Below are 21,009 nucleotides of genomic sequence, written 5' to 3' on the forward strand. Positions count from 1 at the left end.
AGGTAGATAGGGCAGAGGTGGAAGTGTGGTAACACATGGAGCTGACTGTTACTAATCGGTCGAGGGCATAACCAAAGAGGTTCGGGTAGAGAGAATGGATGGAAGATTTCTTGTATGTGGTTTTGAAGGTACATGTACCTCAATTAAATATTCCTCCTTAGCTCAGTCGGTAGAGCACTCGGCTGTTAACCGAGTTGTCGTTGGTTCGAGTCCAACAGGGGGAGCTGACAGAGTCTTATATTACTGAGGTGATATGAGACTCTTTTTTACTATTGGCGCAAGGAAAGAAGCAAGGGACGTGAACTGATGAAAGTGAGAGAAAAGATAAACTGGGGAAGACCTATGACCGTGACAGCTATACTGATTGCCTTGATCATATCGGTTTCCTGCGGCGTAAGTGCCTGGATCAATCACAGGGAGGAGGAGCGGAGCTTTGAACGTCTCTATGAAGAAGCCGGCGGTATTGCGGACGAGATTGAGTACAATATGAAGAACGACAGGGAAGAGCTGGAAATGATCGCGGCAGTTGTAGCCAGCTATAACGATCTGGGCTCAAAGGAGCTATGGAGCCTTCTGGATTCGTATACAACAATTGGGATGATGTCCAGAGTGGAAATGCTGCTTCCGGACAACACGGTCATAACAAAGGGAGGGCAACGGATAGACGCGGAGGGAAGGCTTTCCTTTTCAGAGGAGGCTTCCCTTGGAGAGCATATTTCAGACCGGGAGACGGATCTGACTGGAGACGAGGAGTATATTGTCAGGCATTATGTGCCAGTAAAGAAGGACAATGAAACGATTGCTATGCTCTATGGTGTGATAGAGCTGGGTACGCTGCCGGACAGTATTGCGAACAAGCCTTATGACGGAGATGCGGCTATTTATGTTATTGATGGAGAGACGGGGGATTTCCTGGTCGATACATGGCATCCCGGCGAGACGGGAAATATATGGGCTCTGGGCGAGCGTAAAATGGCGCCGGGATATGACCAGAAACAGCTGGAGCAGGGACTGATTGATGGAAAAGACGGGTATGTGGTCTTTGTTTCTGCGTCTATTGGGGAGTATCTGTATTTCTGCTACAAACCTATGAATATCAATCAGTGGCGGATTGCGCTGTCCGTGCCAGAAGATGTTGTGTTTCAGAATGCGGACGAGATCAAAGGCGCGCTGAATTATGCCTTTATATTTGAAATTATTTGCTTTATCCTCTATTTCCTCTGGATCAGCCGGTATTTCCGCAGTGTGACAGATGAGAAGCAGCGAAAGCTGGAGACGATCAACTACATGTATGATGTAGAAAACCTGCTTTTTAATGCTCATGAAAAGCAGGAGAATATTGCCACGACCCTGGAAAAGATCGCTCATATCCTGTCGGCAGAGAGAGTATGCTTTTGGATGGTTGGAAGATCCCGGGAGGAAAAGCGGTTTATCTGGCAAAGAGATGAAGGGGCGGCAGACCAGGATTTGAGTACCAGAAAGGAAAAAATTTACAGACTGCTGGAATATTTTGGACAGGGAAACAATGAGTTTGCCGCGTACAGCCCGGAGGAGATTGAAAGGAAGCTGCCTGGCAACAGCCAGGGTATGATGGAAAACATCATCGCTGTTCCAGTGAAGGATCTGGAAGGGCGGATCTGCGGTATCCTGATAGGCTGTAATATGGACAGAAACAAGGCAGATACCGCGTTCCTGGAGAGTGTAAAATTCAGCTTCAGTATGTTCTGTCAAAATCTGGATACGCTTAACGCTGTCAGGGAGTATGGAGAAAGGGATGCGCTGACAGGACTGTACAACAGGAACAAATATGAGGAAGACCTGCCCAAAGTACAGGGGTGCTATGAACATTCTCTGGCATGCGTCTATATTGATGTCAATGGACTGCATGAGCTGAACAACACAAAAGGACATGAGGCTGGCGACATGATGCTTAAGACTGTATCCCGGAAAATAAGAGACAGGTTTGGCGAGGAGTATGCCTACAGGATAGGGGGAGATGAGTTTGTCGTATTTGTGCCTGACCAACCGGAGGAGGTCTCCGGCAGGCTCGCTGAAGAGCTCATCGGATTTCTGAAAGAGGATGGGTACTATATCTCTGTGGGAATCGCATGGGAGGAGAACGGAGCTGTAGACGGCCTGATCAAGACGGCGGAAAGGAAAATGTATATAGAGAAAAAGAAATTCTATGAGCAAGCGGTAAATGACAGAAGGGGCAAGAGTCGCCTGTAGGCAGCTGACTGCGTTTCTTGTTTCAAAATGAAATATATGATAGACTAACTGTTATATTTGTAGCTTGTGGGACAAAAGAGTGGAGTGGTAGAGTGGAAAAGAATTTTGGAGATAGCCTGAAAAAATATCTGAAGCGTTCAGGACTGAAGGAAAAGGACCTTGCTGCTTTTATTAACTATGATATTACATCCATAAGTAAATGGATCAATGGGGCGAAGCTGCCTTCCAGCAGAAACGGCGAAGACATTATCCGGAAGATGGCTAAATGCTTTGCCGATGGGGAAGGGGCTGATCTGTCCGAGGAGGAAGTCGCGGACAGTCTGCGCTCAGCCTGGGAGAAGGATCTTGCCTATCAGGATATGAATGTGCCAGGACTATCCGGGAGTCTGGCTTTTGTAGACGACAGAAGAGCTTTTTTTGATCTGATGAGGAAGATTTTCAGGCAGACAGGCGTGGTCAGAGAAAAGTCTATTGAAATCTGTGCGACCTTTGATGTTCTGAAGCTTCTTGGACATAGATTTTATGAGCTGATCCGCGAGCTCCCATCTCTGGGGATACATTTCATTTCTCTTCAAATGTGTATGGACATGGATGAGGCAGTGGGGGACTATCACTTTTACTGCGAGACTCTACTGAACATGGTGGCCGGATTTGAACGGGCCGAGATTACGATCATACAGAGCGAGAGGGACATGCCAAGGATGCTCATGGTGGGAGACCTGTTCTATGTCCAGATACTCCACATGTCCGGGGATGAGTTTGCTGCCTGCTACAGCGCGGCCAGGGAGATTACGGAAAAATTTGCAAAGATATGCGCGGAAATACTGGAGAGGCCTGATAAGCTTCTGACCTATGCGTCTCCTGAAAATCTGAGAAAGACAAATATTCAGCTGGATTCCTATTCTTCTGAGAGGCAGAGGCTGTTTTTCAACGAGGCACCCGCTATGCTTCTGCCGGACTCTGTCATGGATGAGCTGATCCATGGGACAGAAAACAGAAGCTATCAGGAATATCTCCGGAAATTAAAGCGTGTGTTTCAAAAATACACCTGTAAGGCTCACGTGGATCTGATCCTGTACTCTTCCGTGATCAGCGACTATATCATGACCGGTGAACTGAGCCTTGGCAATGTAGCCCATCAGATGGAGCCGGAGCAGGTGAAAGCACATATCAACTACCTGGCAAGGTGTCTGGAGGAAAATGAGAATTTTCGGCTGTTTGTCTTGAAAGATACCTCCAACATGAGGACGAATTTTCCAAAACCGCCCTCCATTTTTATTGATACAAATGCGGTCACGATTGAGAATTCCCAGAGAAAGCCTAATGAGAACTATCATATCTCTATGTATCCGCAGATGATAGAAATGTTTGCGAATTATTTTGACGATATAAAACAGAAGCCTAACTGTGTGGAGCTGACAGCGGAAGAGCTGCGCAGGTACCTGTAAAAGGATGCTGAGAAAGAGGTTGAACCATTTGAATTCAACCTCTTATTTTTTGCGCAAATTTGACGGTAAATGATGAAAATAAGGTTCAATTGAATGATAATTTCCTGAAGTGTATAGTGAAATTACAAGGACGGAAATAAAATGAAAAAGGAGGTTTCTCATGGAAGGCAACAAAATCAGTATTCCCCAGATTATTGCCATAGGCGGAGCTTTTATGGGATTCGTGATCGGCTCCAGCTTTGCGTCTGGACAGGAATGTATGCAGTATTTCACGGGCCACGGGGTCCTGGGCAGTATTGGTGTTGGCATCATCGCAATGATCCTGTATATCTGGTTTGTCACAGTGATCGTAGAAGACGGAAGACAGCTGAAGCTTCAGAATTCCGGAAAGATGTTTAACTTCTATCTCGGAAAATACCTGGGCTATGTCATGGAGTGGTTTACGCCCATCATGCTTTTCTTCGTGTACTCTACCATGATATCAGGAGCGGGATCGACCTTTGAGGAGTATTACGGGGTAAACGGAAATATAGGGAGGGCGTTTATGATCATCGCCTCACTGGCCACAGTGCTTCTGGGGCTGAACAAGCTCGTCAAGATCGTCGGATACATAGCCCCTGTGCTTCTTGTGGTGACTATGGTGATCGGAGTGATTTCAATTATCAACAACCCGGCAGGTATTGCGGAGGCGGACGAGGTTCTGAAGCATGTGGAGGTCAAAAACACATTTAACAACTGGGCAGTATCCGGTTTTATGTACGGGGCTTACACGGTTACAGGGGTGGTGCCGTACCTGGCGGATATAGGAAAGTCTACGGCGACAAACAAGAAAAATGCTCTTCTGGGAGGATTTTTCGGGGGCGGCGCTTTTCTGATCGCGGTGATGATCCTGAACTTCGGGCTGCTGGCCAATCTGGCAGATGTGTACAATCTGGAGATTCCGTCGCTTTTTGTGGCGGCATCCATCCATCCGGTGTTTGGCACTATCTTTTCTGTCCTGCTGATCGGAGCCATTTACACAACTGCAGTGCCGATGCTTTATACTGTATGTAACAGGGTCTCATCGGATTCAAAGAGTACACCGTACCGGGTGGCGGCGATCGTGACGGCTATTGTTAGTATCTTTGGCGGACAGCTTTCGTTTTCCACTATGATCGGAATTATTTACCCGATTTCCGGGTATGCGGGAATTGTCATTTTTGCGGGAATGATCTACACAAAATATATTAAGAAGAAAAAATATGAAGATTTTGATGAAAATGATGTCATAGGAAAAAGGAGGGCATAAGTATGAGAACGTATGAAGATGGAAGAGAGTTTGCGCAGAAGAAGGATGCGGCGGACGGATTGAAGAAATTTCAGGAGCGCTTCTACAAACAGGAAGGGATTATCTATATGGACGGCAATTCCCTCGGACTTTGCAGCAAGGATGCGGAGGCGAGCCTGATGGAGGCGCTGGATGCGTGGAAGAAGGCAGGAATCGATATCTGGAGCCAGTATGGATATTTTCTCTATCAGGATAAGTTGGGAGAGCTGTGCGCGCCACTTGTGAACGCTGATCCGGACGAGGTGACGATCTGCATGAGCACAACAATGAACGTGCATCAGGCCATTGCCACTTTCTATCATCCCACACCGGAGAGAAATAAGATTATCATGGATGATCTGAACTTTCCTACAGACCGCTATGCGGTGTACAGTAATATACGGGTGCATGGCTATGACCCTGAGGAGTGCCTGAAGGTGGTCAAGAGCCGCGATGGTGAGTATATCTATGAGGACGATGTGATCGAGGCCATGACAGATGATGTGTGTCTTGTGCTTCTCCCCTCTGCCCTCTACAGGAGCGCGCAGCTGATTGATATGAAGAAGATTGCGGATGCGGCTCACGAGAGAGGGATCTATGTAGGATTTGACCTGTGCCACTCCATAGGAGCTGTGCCCCATGACTTCAAGGAGATCCAGCCGGACTTTGCGCTCTGGTGCACCTACAAATACTTAAATGGCGGGCCGGGAGCGATCGCGGGACTGTATATCAACAGGAAGCATTTTGGCATGGAGCCGGGACTTGCGGGCTGGCACGGCAACAAAAAGGATACCCAGTTCAATCTGGAGCAGTATTTTGACCATGCGGAGTATGCCGGAGGCTGGCAGACGGGAACACAGCCTGTTCTGTCCATGGCGCCCCTGGAGGGCAGCCTGAAGATGATCCAGGAGGCGGGGCTTCAGAATTTGAGAGAGAAATCCCTCGACATCACAGAGTATCTGATGTATCTGATCGACACCAAGCTGGCAAAATACGGATTTTCTGTAGGAAATTACAGGGAGGACTACAGGCGCACCGGACATGTGGCTCTGGTACATGAGGATGCCATCCGCATTAATGCGGCTATGAAGGCCCGGGGAGTGATCCCGGATTTCCGGTTCCCGGATGTGATCAGACTTGCACCGGTTCCTCTTTACATATCCTACACAGAGGTTTATGACATGGTGGATATTATCGTGGACATCATGGAGAAGAAAGAATACGAAAATTTTGAAAATAAGCGTGGAACAGTAGCATAAAACGAGGATCAGGTCCTCCGGCTTACAGAAGCCGGAAGACCTGGTTTATTGTCTGTCTGATATTTTCTTTTGCGTTCTCTGGTTTCATAGCTTCTTCCAGTGTGGTGACGCCCCGGACAACGGGGAAGAAGGCGTCGATGCCGGCGTCGTTGCAGGCGGTGGCCTCTCTTGTGACGCTGCCTGCAATGGCAATCACCTTTGCGCCGTGCTTGTGGGCCAGCTTTGCCACGCCAACCGGGGCCTTGCCCATGGCTGTCTGGTGATCCAGACGGCCCTCTCCGGTGATGACCACGTCCGCGCCCTCCAGCTCGTCCTCCAGTCCCACAGCGTTCAGGATCAGGTCAATGCCCGGCGAGAGCTCCGCGCCCAGGAAGGAGAGGAAAGCAAAGCCGAGTCCGCCGGCAGCTCCCGCGCCCGGATACTCCGCGTAGTCGCATCCCAGATCCCGGGAGACTGCCTTTGCATAGTGAGCCATACCCTGATCCAGGGATTCCTTCATCTCATCGGTGACACCCTTCTGGGGGCCGTAGATGTAGGTGGCGCCGTTCTCGCCGCAGAGGGGGTTGTTCACATCGCAGGCGATCCGGAAGTGACATTCCTTCAGGAGGGGATTTTGCCCTTCTGTTTTGACTGAGGCTACCTTTGCCAGGGCCTGTCCGCCCTCGCCGGGGTCATTGCCGTCCGCGTCTGCAAAGGAGAAGCCCAGAGCCTTGAGCATGCCGATCCCTCCATCGTTGGTGGCGCTCCCGCCGATGCCAATGATAAAATTTCGGCAGCCTTTCTCCACCGCGTTCAGGATCATCTCCCCCACGCCGTAGGTGGAAGCGCGCAGAGGGTCTTTCTCCGCATCGGTTACAAGGGTGATGCCGGCCGCGGCTGCCATCTCGATGATGGCGGTCTGGCTGTCAGGCAGGTAGCCGTAGTAGCAGTCCACAGGCTTGCCAAGGGGACCGGTGGCAGTCATTTCCACCTTTTCTCCGTTCATTCCCTCGATGAGGGCGTCTGTGGTTCCTTCACCTCCGTCCGCCAGCGGCTTTACGGCAATCTGCGCGTCCGGCTTTGCCAGGAGTATGCCTTCTTTGGCCGCGTTCCCGGCCTCCATGGAAGAGAGGCTTCCCTTGAACGAGTCTATTGCAGCAACAACTTTCATTAGAAATTCCTCCTTATTCTGATCTGTTATTCTTAGTCTATCATCTTTCCTTTGTTATAGAAATAGAATTTATGACAAAAAAAAGAAAAAATATGTTATATATAACAATACTTGGCCTTTAAGGCCAGATAGAGGACAGCGGCGTCCCGGAACCTGCGGGGATTGAGGCCGCAGAGCCGGTGGATTCGGTTCAGCCGGTATTGGACCGTATTTTTGTGGAGAAAGAGAGCCTGGCAGGTGTCCGCAAGGGACTGATCCTTCTCAAAATAGGTTTCCAGGAGCCGCAGGTCGTCGCCGGAAAGGGCGGACAGAACCTTTTCCAGAAAGAGCTTCAGGTTTTCCCGGCTGATACCGGACAGCAGGACTTCCAGTGTCAGGTCATCAAAGAGAGAAAAGGACTCCCCGCTTCCAAGCGCCTCCAGCGCGATGCGGGCTGTGGCCAGGGAGCGGGGCAGATCCTCAAGGGGGACAGAGGAGCCGGCTCCCGCCAGGAGAGCAGAAGAGTGGGCTGCGTGGAACTGCTTCAGTTTTTCGCGGAACAGCTCCAGATCCCTGTCATTGATAAGGACCCGGAATAAGGAGGGATACTGATAGCCATAGAGACAGCCGGGCATCTCGTCCAGCAGCCGGGCTACATTGCTTTCCAGGCCGGATAGGCTCTCCTTTTCCGGATACCGCAGCCTGAGCAGCAGCATCCGCTTGGAGGAGGACGGGTCTATATGGAACTGCTTCAGCTCCTCAAGAAGCTCGGGAAGGCCATCGGAAAAGCGCTGTCTGTCCTCCTCCAAAAGAAGGTCCAGGAGATAATTTTTCTTCTCGGCCAGGGAGCGGGCTCTGGCGCCGATCTCCTGCTCCCGGAGGATGAGGAGAGTGATCCGCTCCGCCAGGTGGGCGAAGGCGCGTACCTTCTCCGGATCCCCGCTGATGCCGATGACCGCGGCCAGAACACCGCCTCGAAAGACGGGAATGTTCACACCCTTCTTCGTGCCGGGAAGGAGATCGTCCTGCTCCACCTCCAGAGTCTCTCCACGGGCGATGACCTGCCTCCCGCCCTCGTGGACAGTGCCGATCCGCGCCGGATCCGTGCTGGCGATGACAAGGCCTCTGTCATTGATAAAATTGATGTCGTAGCCGCAGACCTCCTTGACGGTGTCCGCAATCTGCTGCGCAGTCTTCTTGTGGATCATATGGTGTACTCCTTTTTTGCTCCGCGTTTTACTTCTATATCCTACCGTGAAATATGAAATGCCGGCTCACAGGCTCTAACCGGCATTTTCCGGGAAGAGGGGTTTGCTTAATGGCATGTAGGTGAAAATACCCTGGGCCAGCAGGCTGTCCTGGTCATCATATACGGTGACCTCGTAGACGAGGAGACGCTTTCCTCTCTTGATGGCCCGGGCCCTTCCGGTTAGACGTGAGGTCTGAAGACCGGCCCGCAGAAAGTGAAAGCTGCTGTCCACCGTGGCGATATGCATGCCGCAGGAGCTGGCCGCGGCGCCGCCCACGGCATCAGCCAGAGTATAGAGGCATCCGCCGTGAACCGAGCCGCCCGGGTTCAGGTAGTCGGATGTGACAGGAAGCTCTGCCTCCGCCTCACCGTCCCGTATGGCTGTGATGGTCAGCCCCAAGTGGCGGGCAAAGGGGTTGGTGCTGTTCCGCAGCTCTCTGAGTCTCTCATAATCCATGGTCATCTCTCCTTTGGAATTGAAAAATTTATATTTTTTAATCTAAATTAGTTATAACCGCAATACAGGGGAATGTCAACGCGGGATTTGTGGGGGTTCTGGCCAACGACGCATATCCCAATGAGGCCGGAAGGCAGATCGCAGAGTACGTGGACAAGGAGGAACTCTTTGCCAGGTCGGATGTGATCGCGCTCCACTGTCCTCTCTTCCCTGGGACGGAGGGAATCGTCTGCAAAGAAAATATTGAGAAGATGAAGGACGGCGTCATCATTCTGAACAACTCCAGAGGGCCCCTTGTGAAGGAGCAGGATCTGGCGGACGCGCTGAACAGCGGGAAGGTCTATGCGGCCGGGCTGGACGTGGTTTCCACAGAGCCCATCCGGGGAGATAATCCGCTTCTTCAGGCAAAGAACTGTATCATAACGCCCCATATGTCCTGGGGAGCGAAGGAGAGCCGCCAGCGTCTGATGGATATAGCAGTCTCCAACCTGAAAGCATTTCTGGAGGGACAGCCTCAGAATGTGGTAAATGGCTAGATGAAAAAAGAGACGAAAAATTAAAAAAAATCTTGCAAATAGCAGGATGGTATGCTATCATATAAAACGGTCACTTGAGGAATTGCTGTGCGCATTTTTGACAAGTGACTGTTTACGGCTCCGTGGTCAAGAGGTTAAGACATCGCCCTTTCACGGCGGTAACACGGGTTCGATTCCCGTCGGAGTCATTAGCGCGTCAACGGTAAGGTTTGCGTTAAGTGCGCCGATGTGGCTCAATTGGCAGAGCAGCTGATTTGTAATCAGCAGGTTATCGGTTCGAGTCCGATCATCGGCTTTAGTCCTTTAAGGGACTGATAATTTTGGACCTTTAGCTCAGTTGGTTAGAGCAACCGGCTCATAACCGGTCGGTCCTGGGTTCGAGTCCCCGAAGGTCCATCGAGTACAGAAGTGCCTGGGATAAGGGCACTGAGTGCTCAGAATATATTACAATAGAATTTGGCCCAGTGGCTCAGTTGGTTAGAGCGCCGCCCTGTCACGGCGGAGGTCGAGAGTTCGAGTCTCTTCTGGGTCGTTAGCTTAGGCACTTGCCGAGGTCTTTTCGAGGCTGGTGTTAAGCTGCAACCTGCTGGCTTAGCGAGGTTTTTCACGAACTTAGCAGCGCGGTTGTTTCATCTGGGATCTTAGCTCAGCTGGGAGAGCATCTGCCTTACAAGCAGAGGGTCATAGGTTCGAGCCCTATAGGTCCCACTTATCTCATACATATGAGATATGCCGCAGTGGCGGAACTGGCAGACGCACAGGACTTAAAATCCTGCGGGACTAACCTCCCGTACCGGTTCGATTCCGGTCTGCGGCATTTAAAAACCCTTGATTTTTCAAGGGTTTTATTTTTCTTCCGATGCTTGTCTATATACTGCTTTCAGTACGTTGTCAAATTGCTGTATAATTTAGATACAATGAATGAGGAGTTATTCGAGGTGGTAAATTTCGTTGCAACCACGCACCCTTTGGGTCAAAAGAGATGCAGGAGAGGCGATGCCTGCCGAATAACTTCTCATTTTTTGCAAATATTGGAATTTATGGATACCATCAGCCAAGCAGCGGCCGGTGGTTTTCTTATAGAGCTTTTTCCTACGTCCGGCAGTCCCCGATGTCATAGAGGATAAAAATTCCATCCTCCGGGGGCCACTGGGTGTACTGCGCCTCATCGGCCAGGTCGCTGGTCAGGATTAGGATGGAGTTCAGGCCGATACGGCCCTCATCAAGACCCTTTTCCTCATTTTCCAGCAGGGTGAAGCAGAGACTGACAGAATAGCTCCCCTTATCCGTGAGCACGTTGTAATTTTTTTCCATATATTCCGAGAGCATGCCGCTTTCGTATGCTGCCGTGCACTGCACGCTTGTGGATGTGCCCTGATAGAAAGTAAAGAACTCGTCTGCCTTTTCGTCGAAATCAGGCAGTGCGGCCGTGTCATCGCAGAACATGGATTTAAATGCTTCTCTGTCGCCTGCGTCCAGAGCCGGCAGGATCTGGTCTTCAAAGACCGTCCCGGTCATGTGGGCGCGGGGATTGGCGCCGGTGGCAATCTCTACAACAGAGCGGACCATGTCTGCGGCTGTGCCGACCGCCTGACAGCCGCTCAGGCAGAGGGAAGCGGACAGGAGTGTGCAGGGCAGGATGTATTTTCGGATGTGTTTCCCCTTTTTCATATGAACAGTTCCTTTCAGTCGTGCCTTCTGTTTATATATGTGCCCATTATATCACAGAGAAGGGAGAGGTGTCCCGCCCTTTTGAGAAACTGCCGGGCGCCCTAAAATGAAATTTTAAATTCCACTCCTTTAATAAAGTGTAGAGTTTACTCCTGCACAGTTGGTATTTACTCTTTCATATAGCTGTGCTATGTTTATCTCTCCTTCTGACAGCAGTAGAAGGAGGAATAATACCAATGAGTAAATATATTCCAGGTAATCAGAAACACCTTACCCTTGAAGACCGTATTTACATCGAAAATGAATTGAATAAGGGAACATCCTTTAAGGATATTGCCAGATTCCTGTGCAAGGACCCAACTACTATCTCAAAAGAGGTAAGGGCTCACCGACTTTCCGACTGGTATCACAAAGGCACATTTTATAATGCCAAAAACTTCTGTGTTCACCGCTATCATTGCAGGAAAACCAATGCCTGTGGAAAAATCGTTCTGTGTGGCATTAAATGTACATCCTGCCCTACTTGTAACCAAACATGCAAAGACTTTGTAAAGGAGCGCTGCTCAAGGCTTGATCGGGCACCTTATGTCTGCAATGGCTGTGATAAAAAGATCACTCACTGTACAATCGCCCATAAGTACAACTATAATGCCCGATTTGCCGACAGAAAATATCGTGAAAAGCTTCGAGATTCCAGAGCCGGGATCAACATGACCAAACGGGAGCTGCATCAAAAAGATAAGATCATTTCCCCGTTAATTGAACAAGGACAGTCGCCTTATCATATCCTGACGAATCATCCGGAATTAGATATGTCTGTCCGCACCATGTATTCTTATCTTGATCAGGGACTTTTCACCGCAAGGAATGTCGATCTGAAGCGGAAAGTTCGTTTTAAGCCAAGGAAATGTCACAAAACACAGATCACGAACAGAGCTGTTTTTTCCGGCAGACTTTACAGCGATTTTTGCGCCCTGGATCTTACAGCGCACGTTGAAATGGATACTGTCCATTCTTCGAGAGAGTCAAAGGAAACGCTGTTGACCATGTTTTTTACAAGAGAAAAGCTCTTTCTTGCATTCCTGATGAACCGCTGCACCAAAGGCGCTGTCCGTCTTATTTTTGATCGTTTGGAAAAACGTATGGGCACCTTCGAGTTCGCCTCTGTGTTTGAATACATTCTGACGGACCGCGGCTCCGAATTCGGTGACCCGGATGCTCTGGAAACTGGCGTGACCGGAATACAGCGTTCCAGCATTTATTATTGTGATCCCATGCAGAGCGGGCAGAAGGGCGGGCTGGAACAGGCTCATACGATGCTGCGGATGATCCTCCCAAAAGGAACCAGTTTTGAATTCCTTACACAATGGGACGTAAACCTGATCGTGAACCATATCAATTCCACTCCCAGAGAATGTCTGGGCGGAAGGACGCCGTATAGTATGGCATTGGAAACACTTGGAAAAGAAGTCTTAAACGCATTTCAGCTTAGGCCGATTGATCCTGACCATGTCAATCTGACGCCTAAGCTGATCCGCTTTAACCATTAAAAACCATCTCAAAAATCTGCTGTCGGAATGGAAGTATACTTTTCATATTTTTTAAAGACGGTCAGTGGAATTTAGTCTAGCACACAGAATTCCAGTGGCCCGTTTGCCATGCCCAAAAACAGAAATTTCTTTGAGAAGTCAATCTCATTATAACAGTTATTGAAGATTTCAGCATCAAAAAACTTATAATAGCAATGAATTTTTAATGGCATGTGGAATTTAACTCTGCACTGGAATTTAAAATTTCAAGTCAGCACCGTTCTCCTTTTTTATAGTCGGGTGTCCTTTCAGTCACTTCGTGACTTTTGGGACACCCTCATTTTTTCTCTGTCATCTATACAAATATTTATATTGTGTATCTGATTAAATTCATGTATAATAAATGTTAAGAAAAATACGTATGTCAAATACATAAAAAAGGAGTGTTTCCCATGGTAAATTTATTGACAGGACCCAAAGGCAGCGGCAAGACCCAGCAGATGATCGATCTTGCAAATCAGCAGGCAAAGGCATGCAACGGCAACGTAGTATTCATCAAAAACAGCCACCGCGACACAAGCAGCGTGACGTTTGACATCCGCGTTGTATGCATGGACGATTACGAGGCTATCACGAACATTGACGAGTACATAGGCTTCCTCTACGGCATGTACAGCGCCAACCACGATGTGGAGTGCATCTTCATCGACGGCATCCTTAAAAGGGACCACATCAAGGCGGAGGATATGCCGAAGTTTGTGGATCGTCTGAAAAAGATCTCCTCTCAGTGCGGCATTGATTTCTATGTGAGCATCAGCGCTGACAAGAATCAGCTTTCAGATGTGGATCTGACCGACTGCAAGGTATTAAACTAACAAAGCCGGGGAATTTATTCTGAGCGAAGGAAAAAAGAGCTTCGGAACAGTTTTCAAAACTGGACCGAAGCTCCTTTTTTGTCTTTTTATCTTCTTTTCTATACCAGCCGCCTATGCGATCTCGTTGTACTTCTGGGCGATATTGAGGGCGTGATCGCCGATCCGCTCAAAGTCGGTGAGGATCTCGGAGTAAATAATGCCGGTATCCGCCTGGCAGGTTCCCTTTTGCATACGGGCCACCTGCCTGTCTCTGTAATCGTCTCTCATGTCGTCGATCTTCTGCTCATTCTGGGCCGTCTTCTGAAGGATATGATCCTTCTGCCCGTTTGTAAAGTTCTGGATATCATCCAGCGTCTTCAGGCACATATCCCGCATTTTCTTCAGCTCACCCAAGGCATCCTCCGAGAAGGTCTGCCCCCATTTTTTCAGGTTTACCGCATATCCGGCAATATTCATGGCGTGGTCGCCGATCCGCTCCAGGTTGCCTACCACTGTGTAGTAGCCGCTGATATTTTTCAGATCCTGGCTGGCCGACTCGGAGGACATGACGTGGACAATGTACCTGGATATCTCCACATTGAGATAGTCAATGTACTCTTCCCTCTCATCGATCTCCTCACTCTTGCTCACATCCCCCTTCAGCAGGGACTCAAAGCTGTCCTCAATATTCTGGCGCACCATGCCTGTCATGCGGCCCACCTCCTGCTCTACCTGAGCCTGGACAATGGCTGCCTGACCTACCTGGTAGCTGGTCTCAAAGGGCGTAATGTACTTGAGCCGCTTGATCTCGTCCTTCTCCTTCTCGCTCTCCGGCAGGATCTTCTCCGCCAGGCTGGCCATATAGGTTCCAAATGGAAGGAGGAGCAGGGTCGTCACTACGTTGAAGGTGGTGTGCACATTGGCAATCTGGGCCGCCGGGTTGTTCGGCGCTGTGGTGGCCATAAAGTCAACAAAGGGCGTCACGATACAGATAATCGTAAATATCGTGGTACCGATAATGTTGAACATGAGGTGGATGATGGTGGTCCGCTTCGCGTTTGTCCTCGTTCCGATGGAGGCCAGCACAGCCGTGATACAGGTTCCGATATTCTGCCCAAACAGGATGAATACCGCACTGTGCAGGGGCACCAGTCCCGCTGTCGCCAGCGCCTGCAGGATGCCGACGGAGGCGGAGGAGGACTGGATGATAGCTGTGAACACAGCTCCCATGGCGATGCCTGCCAGCGGGTTGGAGAAGGTGGTCATAAAGTTGATGAACACCTCGGAGCTCTGGAGGGGCACCATGGCATTTCCCATCATATCCATACCGATAAAGAGAACGCCAAAGCCCGCGATAACCTCGCTGATATGCTTTACCTTTTCCTTTTTCACAAACATGATACAGGCAACGCCGACAAAGGCGAAGAAGGGCGCCAGAGCTCCCACGTCAAGCGCAATGAGCTGTCCTGTGATGGTGGTACCGATGTTGGCACCCATGATTACCCACACTGCCTGTCTCAGTGTCATAAGTCCTGAATTCACAAATCCCACTACCATAACCGTGGTCGCCGAGGAGGACTGGATCACCGCTGTGATGATAGCTCCCGCAATGACGCCCTTAAAACGGTTCGATGTCAGCTTCTCCAGGATCGTCTTCATTTTGTTTCCCGCTGCCGTCTCCAGGCCGGTACTCATCATCTGCATACCGTACAGGAAGAGAGCAAGACCCCCAAGCAGCTGCAAAACCTCTGTAATTCCCATTTCTTTTTTCCATCCTTTGTTTTTTCAAATTTTTATACAAAGCCTGTCAGATGAGCGCCTCATAGAGAAGCACCATCAGAGGCATCGTAACAATACAGAAGATCACGGACATGACATTGATCACGCTGGCGTATCGGGCGTCCCTGCCGTGGATCTGGGCCAGCTGTGTCACCATGACCGCCGCCGGCGCGCTTGTGGCCAGGAGCACTACCATCAGGATGTACTCCGCATCCTGATGCAGGCTCACTGCCCCGCTGAAGGTAAAAATCAGTATAGCTATGACCGGAAAGAAGACCAGGCGTATAAAGCAGATAAAGTAGGGCCTCTTCTGCCGGAACACCCATCCCAGGTCCACATTCCCGATGATCATGCCCACCGCCAGCATGCTGGCCGGGCCGATCATGTCCCCAAAACCGCCGACACACTCGCCAACGATATAGGGAAGGCGAATACCGGTGGCAAAGAGGATAAACCCGATGACAATCGCTATGATGTTCGGATTGAGGAGGATCTTCCTCCAGTTCTTCTCCTGTCCCTGGCAGATCACGGACTGTCCGTGAGTCCAGATCAGGATCGTCTGCACGATAATGTACGCGGTGGTGTAGAAGACCCACTGCTCTCCCAGCACCGCGGACACAAGGGGAACGATCAGGTTGCCCGCGTTGCTGTACTCCACAGACGCCTTCTCGATCCCGTTAAAGTGCAGAGGCCCCGCCAGGAGCCGCCCCCCTCCGATCAGTATGATATGGACAAGGATGCAGGCCGCCCCCGCCAGCAGGAAGCCCATCAGCTTATCTGATGTAAAATCAATCTGAAACGCGTTGATGACCACACAGGGGGAGCAGATATACACCACCATGTTGGAGATGATCCTGCTGTCCTCCTCTTTAAATTTTCCTGATTTCACTGTCAGAAAGCCCACCAGGCCCATGAGGAACAGGACTGCGATCTGCTCTGCCAGCAGTATGCTTATCTCCATGGTGTCTCTTTCATCTCACTTCTCCTTTGTAATGAATTCTTTATCGCAAAGCTCTTTATCGTGCATCCTCCGCGCCAAAATCCCTACTGCTGCTTCACGGCCGTAACTGTGTTGGCCGGCGTTCCCTCCTGGTACTCCAGGGTGACACTGTCCCCCTCCTGGTACCGGATGATATCCAGGCAGTCCGCCACCGGCACATCGAAGATCTCTTCGGAGCCCTCCACCATGACGTAGTAGTGGGAGTTGCCGTCCACCACAGCCTCCGCCATCCGGGTGATCACACCGGTGACTGTCATAGTCTCAGCCACCTCAGCCTCCTCTTCCTCTTTGATGCCATTGCTCACCAGGAGCTCACGGTAGTTTTCCTGGCACTCGCTGACGCTGTCCCCGATGGCCACGATCTGGTATTTCTGCACATTGACCATGGCGTACTTTTTCACCAGTCCGGCGTCGTCCTTCAGAGCGATAAAATAGGTGGGCTCATCCGCTATATTCAGCAGCAGCGGGAAGGTTGCCTGGTACTTGAGATTTTGTACCTGCCCCTCTGCCGAGTCCATGGCCGCCTGCTCGGTGGCGCCCTCCACCTCGTAATACTTGGTCTCCATGGTCCTCTGGTTTGCAAGGACAAACCCCACGTTGGACTGATCACCGTTGACGGAGGTCACACCCGTGTACATCCACACGTCATCGTCCATCGCAAGATAATTATATCCCTCTGTTGTCTGCAGGCAGTCTCTCTGTCCCAGGATACTGTTGAAAAATCCGTGCTTCAGTGTGCCGTAATAGTCAAAAAGATCAACCAGAAGGTCAGCCGAGTACACTCTGTCGATCCACTGAGGCGCGTCCTCCACATCACAGGTGGTCGTCTCTCCCGTGATGGCATTGCAGAGGACTACTCTTCCTACCGTCTCCCCGCCAAAAAGGCCGATATTGAATTTTTTCACCGGGGCGATCCAGTAGGGCACCCCCTCCTCGTCTATCTCAAAGCTCAGCTCCCCATAGATATAAGTGGGGTGAGCAAACCGCAGATGACGGTAGATATTCCGGTTAAAATATTCGCTCGTGGAATATTTGATCCCCTCATCCAGCTTTACAAGCTCCGTGTTCTGGCTGGCCATGTCAATGAGGATGTAGGCCGGGATCCCTTCCGACCTGTTCGTCAGCCATTTGATGGGGCTGGCGTATTTCAGCGGTGTGACTCTGACAGGACGGTCCTGGTAGTTGATCTGGCTGTAGATGTCATCCGCCTCAAACTGGGAGACCATGTCCACCATGCTCCCCATCTTCCTGTCTCCCAGGATTTCCGCTGAATCCTTGTCAAGGAGCGGGATCTTGTCAAAGGAGAGCTCCTCTATATCTTCCGCAAAATCGCCCTCCTCCACTGTCATAAGCTGCTGATATTTCTTTGCGTTGATGACAGGGGAAGATAGCAGTGTTCCGGCCAGATATACGATGCCCACACCCAGGATCAGTCCAAGGAAAAACTTCATAGGACGGGACTTTCTGATCTCCCCTCTCCCCAGCCGTTTCCTCGCGGCATAAGCAACCGCGAGGACCACCAGCAGGAAGAGAAGGAAAAACCAGGTGTCCGAAGAATGGATATTGACTGCCGGCAGCGCAATATAATAGTAGATACCTGCAAGAAGCACCAGCGCAATACCCAGAATGATCTTTTTACTCTTTTTCATAATTCCTCCTTTTTGAGGGAGTTAGAATTTCTTTCTCCACATATATGAGAATAACATCAAAAAGGGGAATATTTCAAGCCTTCCGGCCAACATATCAATACAAAATACAAATTTTGAGAACAGGGAGTAGTCCGCAAAGCTTCCCACAGGCCCTGTCAGGTTCAGTCCCGGGCCCACATTTCCAATGGTGGTCAGGACAGAGCCTACATTTGTGGTAAAGTCAAAGTTGTCCAGGGACACGAGCAGGACGGAAACAATGGCAATGAAGCCGTAGGCCATCAGGTAGATGTACACGTTGTGGATCGTGTCCTCCCCCAGCTTTTTCCCGCTCAGGCGCACCACATTGACAGACTTGGGATGGGCCATCTGCTTGACCTCCTTCCAGATGCTCTTCAGGGAGATCAGAAGGCGGGACACCTTGATGCCGCCTCCTGTGGAGGAGGCGCAGGCCCCCACGATCATCAGGGCCGCCAGCACACTCTGGGAGAACACGGGCCAGAGGGTGTAGTCTGCCGTGGCGTAGCCGGTGGTGGTGATGATGGAGGCCACCTGGAAGGCCGCATAGCGGAATGCCTCCAGGACAGAGCCGTACAGGTGGCAGGTGTTGGCGGTAATAGCCGCGATAGCGCCGCCGATGATCACAAGATAGGCCCGCAGCTCCTCATTTTTGAAGACCGGCTTAAAGTCTCTGAGCACCATAAAAAAGTACAGGTTGAAATTGACGCCAAAAAGGATCATAAACACGGTGATAACCCCGTCCAGATAGGCGCTGTCAAAATGTCCCACGCTGTCCGCGTAGTTGGAAAATCCACCGGTTCCGGCTGTGCCGAAGGCGTGGATCAGGGAGTCGAACAGGTTCATGCCGCCCGCCATCAGGAGGATGACAAGGATCACGGTAAGGACAAAATACATGCCGTACAGTATCTGGGCCGTCTCTCTGGCTTTGGGTACCAGCTTATCCTTCTCCGGCCCGGGCACCTCGGCTCTCATCAGATGGATAGAGCTCTGTTTGTCCAGATTTGTCAGCACCATGACAAAGACCAGCACGCCCATGCCTCCCACCCAGTGGGTAAAGCTCCGCCAGAAGGTCATACAGCGGGGCAGCACCTCCACATCCCTCAGGATGGTGGAGCCTGTCGTTGTGAATCCGGACACGGTCTCGAAGAACGCGTCCATATAGTTTGGTATGGAGCCGGACAGGAAAAAGGGCAGGGCCCCGAAGAGGGACCAGAGTATCCAGGCCGAGGACACGATAAACAGCCCGTCTTTCCCGTAAAGCCCTGGATTTTGCGGCTTTTTCAGGCCTGTCATGAGAAAGAACACAAACAGGACCGCCGCCGTGACGACAAACCAGACCGCACAGGCCTCTCCGTAAAGCAGTCCCACAAAGGCCGGGAGCAGAAGCAAAAGAGCCTCTACCCCCATCATTTTCCCAAGGATATGTAAAATCATTTTTTTGTTCATATCTGTCTACCTCTATCTGCGGAACATCTCTCTTAAGTCCTCTGTCCCGCGCTCTGTCGTGACAATGACAACACTGTCCCCCGCCTGTATCCGGTCATCTCCTCCGGGGATGATGATCCTTCCCTTCCGCCCGATGCAGGCGATCAGATACTCCGGCTTTGTGGGAAGCTCTTTGAGCGGCACGTCCGTGTACTCGCACTCCTGACGGATCAGGAACTCAAGGGCCTCCACCTTGCCCTCCACAAGGCGGTACAGGGTCTCCACATTGGCGCTCTTGATGGATTTCCTCCTGGCCCGCACATAGCTCAGGATGGCATCCGCCGTCACGCTCTTGGCGGACACGATGCTGTCAATGCCCAGCCCCTCCACCATCTGCGCCCGGGAATCCTCGTTGACCTTTGCGATGATCTTCGGCACGTTCTGGGTCCTGGCAAACAGCGCCATGATAATGTTCTCCTCATCCATCCCGGTCAGCGCCACCAGTGCGTCCGCACTCTCGATTCCCTCCTCCAGGAGAAGGTCGTGGTCGGTGGCATCTCCGTGGATGATGGTTGCTTCGGGGAGGAGCTCTGTCAGCTTTTCGCACCTTGCATAATCCTTTTCGATGATCTTCACATGCATCCTGCTGTGCTGCAGCTGGTGAGCCAGGTAGTAGCTGACACCTCCCCCGCCGCAGATGAGGACGTTCTTGACCTTCCCTGTCCTCTTGCCCAGGGCGTTGAAGAAGTTCTCAAGCTCTCTGTGGGTGGCTGCAATGTGGATCCGGTCGCCCTCCTCAAGGACTGTGTCACCGTTGGGGATGAAGACCTCTTTGCCTCTGCGCACGGCACAGACAAGGATACGGATCTGGTATTTTCTGTATATATCTGCCAGGGACAGGTCCTTCAGCCTGCTGTCAGCGCGCACGCAGAATTCGACAAGCTCCACTCTGCCCTTTACAAACGTCTCCACTTTACTTGTGTCCGGAAAGAGCAGCACCCTGGCAATCTCGTGGGACACAGCCAGCTCCGGATTGACTGCCATGCTCAGATGCAGGTCCTCTTTCAGGAGTCCTATCTGACGGTAATAAACAGGATTTCTGACCCTCGCAATGGTGTGCTTTGCCCCCAGTCTCTTCGCCAGCAGACAGCTCAGCATATTAAGCTCGTCTGTGGATGCACAGGCAATGACCAGGTCAGCGTGAGGCACGTCCGCCTCCTTCTGCACCTCCACATTCGCGCCGTCGCCGGTGATGCAGAAAATGTCCATGCGGTTCAGGGCTTTCTTCAGCTTCCCTGCGTTCTGGTCGATCAATACGATATCATAATCCTCTTCAGACAACTGGGCGCACAGCTTATGCCCCACCTTTCCGTCGCCAATGATAACTATCTTCACCTTTTTATACCTCTTTTTCCCATATTCTCTTTAGAACCTCTGTACATTTCCGATATACAGCAACAGGATTATAGCA

The 21,009-nt window shown here is 50.9% G+C and carries 15 protein-coding genes, 7 tRNA genes and 1 pseudogene; 14 read left to right on the forward strand and 9 right to left on the reverse strand.

Translation table 11 applies throughout. From position 1 onward, the window contains the following. Window positions 1-151 precede the first annotated feature (151 nt). From H7U36_RS08300 to kynU, 5 genes are all read left to right on the forward strand, one after another. A tRNA-Asn gene (locus H7U36_RS08300) sits at window positions 152-224 on the forward strand. 88 nt (window positions 225-312) lie between these two features. Next, window positions 313-2,229: a sensor domain-containing diguanylate cyclase gene (locus H7U36_RS15410; RefSeq protein ID WP_191493742.1), complete on the forward strand. Its 1,917-nt coding sequence runs from the start codon at window positions 313-315 to the stop codon at window positions 2,227-2,229. 92 nt (window positions 2,230-2,321) lie between these two features. After that, complete coding sequence (locus H7U36_RS08310; RefSeq protein WP_033124941.1) at window positions 2,322-3,677, forward strand: helix-turn-helix domain-containing protein; 1,356 nt, start codon at window positions 2,322-2,324, stop codon at window positions 3,675-3,677. A 160-nt stretch (window positions 3,678-3,837) separates the two neighbouring features. Next, window positions 3,838-4,965, forward strand: a complete 1,128-nt coding sequence (locus H7U36_RS08315) for a YkvI family membrane protein (RefSeq protein WP_033124942.1) — start codon at window positions 3,838-3,840, stop codon at window positions 4,963-4,965. 2 nt (window positions 4,966-4,967) lie between these two features. Next, on the forward strand, window positions 4,968-6,242 hold the full coding sequence (gene kynU / locus H7U36_RS08320) for a kynureninase (protein WP_033124943.1): 1,275 nt from the start codon (window positions 4,968-4,970) through the stop codon (window positions 6,240-6,242). A 22-nt stretch (window positions 6,243-6,264) separates the two neighbouring features. On the opposite strand, the gene H7U36_RS08325 is transcribed toward kynU, so the two are convergent. The 3 genes from H7U36_RS08325 to H7U36_RS08335 all read right to left on the reverse strand — a co-directional run bounded on the left by H7U36_RS08325 (window position 6,265) and on the right by H7U36_RS08335 (window position 9,077). Further along, complete coding sequence (locus H7U36_RS08325) at window positions 6,265-7,392, reverse strand: glycerate kinase family protein (RefSeq protein WP_138305029.1); 1,128 nt, start codon at window positions 7,390-7,392, stop codon at window positions 6,265-6,267. Window positions 7,393-7,487: 95 nt separating this feature from the next. Next, window positions 7,488-8,579: a CdaR family transcriptional regulator gene (locus H7U36_RS08330; RefSeq protein ID WP_191493743.1), complete on the reverse strand. Its 1,092-nt coding sequence runs from the start codon at window positions 8,577-8,579 to the stop codon at window positions 7,488-7,490. A gap of 75 nt (window positions 8,580-8,654) precedes the next feature. After that, entirely contained in the window at window positions 8,655-9,077 is a 423-nt protein-coding gene (locus H7U36_RS08335) for a PaaI family thioesterase (RefSeq protein WP_033124946.1), read from the reverse strand. Window positions 9,078-9,166: 89 nt separating this feature from the next. On the opposite strand from H7U36_RS08335, the pseudogene H7U36_RS08340 reads away from it, so the two are divergent. The 7 genes and pseudogenes from H7U36_RS08340 to H7U36_RS08370 all read left to right on the forward strand — a co-directional run. Next, window positions 9,167-9,613: pseudogene (locus tag H7U36_RS08340) on the forward strand (NAD(P)-dependent oxidoreductase); the annotation flags it as partial. A gap of 116 nt (window positions 9,614-9,729) precedes the next feature. After that, window positions 9,730-9,801, forward strand: a tRNA-Glu gene (locus H7U36_RS08345). A 34-nt stretch (window positions 9,802-9,835) separates the two neighbouring features. Next, window positions 9,836-9,908 (forward strand) — tRNA-Thr (locus H7U36_RS08350). Between the two features lie 27 nt (window positions 9,909-9,935). Further along, window positions 9,936-10,009: transfer RNA gene (locus tag H7U36_RS08355), tRNA-Ile, on the forward strand. A 62-nt stretch (window positions 10,010-10,071) separates the two neighbouring features. Beyond that, a tRNA-Asp gene (locus H7U36_RS08360) sits at window positions 10,072-10,145 on the forward strand. Between the two features lie 103 nt (window positions 10,146-10,248). Continuing rightward, window positions 10,249-10,321, forward strand: a tRNA-Val gene (locus H7U36_RS08365). A gap of 23 nt (window positions 10,322-10,344) precedes the next feature. Next, window positions 10,345-10,430, forward strand: a tRNA-Leu gene (locus H7U36_RS08370). Window positions 10,431-10,705: 275 nt separating this feature from the next. Here H7U36_RS08370 and H7U36_RS08375 read toward each other — a convergent pair. Further along, the gene (locus H7U36_RS08375) at window positions 10,706-11,284 is read right to left on the reverse strand and encodes a DUF5104 domain-containing protein (protein WP_033124991.1); all 579 of its coding nucleotides are present in this window, start codon (window positions 11,282-11,284) and stop codon (window positions 10,706-10,708) included. Window positions 11,285-11,520: 236 nt separating this feature from the next. On the opposite strand from H7U36_RS08375, the gene H7U36_RS08380 reads away from it, so the two are divergent. Next, on the forward strand, window positions 11,521-12,834 hold the full coding sequence (locus H7U36_RS08380) for an IS30 family transposase (protein ID WP_205156006.1): 1,314 nt from the start codon (window positions 11,521-11,523) through the stop codon (window positions 12,832-12,834). Window positions 12,835-13,265: 431 nt separating this feature from the next. Further along, window positions 13,266-13,688, forward strand: a complete 423-nt coding sequence (locus H7U36_RS08385) for a P-loop NTPase family protein (RefSeq protein ID WP_033126311.1) — start codon at window positions 13,266-13,268, stop codon at window positions 13,686-13,688. Window positions 13,689-13,799: 111 nt separating this feature from the next. On the opposite strand, the gene H7U36_RS08390 is transcribed toward H7U36_RS08385, so the two are convergent. From H7U36_RS08390 to trkA, 5 genes are all read right to left on the reverse strand, one after another. Further along, on the reverse strand, window positions 13,800-15,428 hold the full coding sequence (locus tag H7U36_RS08390; protein WP_033126312.1) for a Na/Pi cotransporter family protein: 1,629 nt from the start codon (window positions 15,426-15,428) through the stop codon (window positions 13,800-13,802). 46 nt (window positions 15,429-15,474) lie between these two features. Further along, window positions 15,475-16,407: an AEC family transporter gene (locus tag H7U36_RS08395; protein ID WP_033126313.1), complete on the reverse strand. Its 933-nt coding sequence runs from the start codon at window positions 16,405-16,407 to the stop codon at window positions 15,475-15,477. 83 nt (window positions 16,408-16,490) lie between these two features. Continuing rightward, window positions 16,491-18,095, reverse strand: coding sequence for a hypothetical protein (locus H7U36_RS08400; protein ID WP_033126314.1), 1,605 nt, complete (start codon window positions 18,093-18,095; stop codon window positions 16,491-16,493). A gap of 21 nt (window positions 18,096-18,116) precedes the next feature. After that, window positions 18,117-19,559, reverse strand: a complete 1,443-nt coding sequence (locus H7U36_RS08405; RefSeq protein WP_205156007.1) for a TrkH family potassium uptake protein — start codon at window positions 19,557-19,559, stop codon at window positions 18,117-18,119. A gap of 12 nt (window positions 19,560-19,571) precedes the next feature. After that, window positions 19,572-20,933: a Trk system potassium transporter TrkA gene (gene trkA / locus H7U36_RS08410; RefSeq protein WP_033126316.1), complete on the reverse strand. Its 1,362-nt coding sequence runs from the start codon at window positions 20,931-20,933 to the stop codon at window positions 19,572-19,574. Window positions 20,934-21,009: the final 76 nt, after the last annotated feature.

Origin of the sequence: Faecalicatena fissicatena, assembly GCF_016900595.1 — a bacterium.
GTDB classification, from domain to species: Bacteria; Bacillota; Clostridia; order Lachnospirales; family Lachnospiraceae; genus Claveliimonas; species Claveliimonas intestinigallinarum.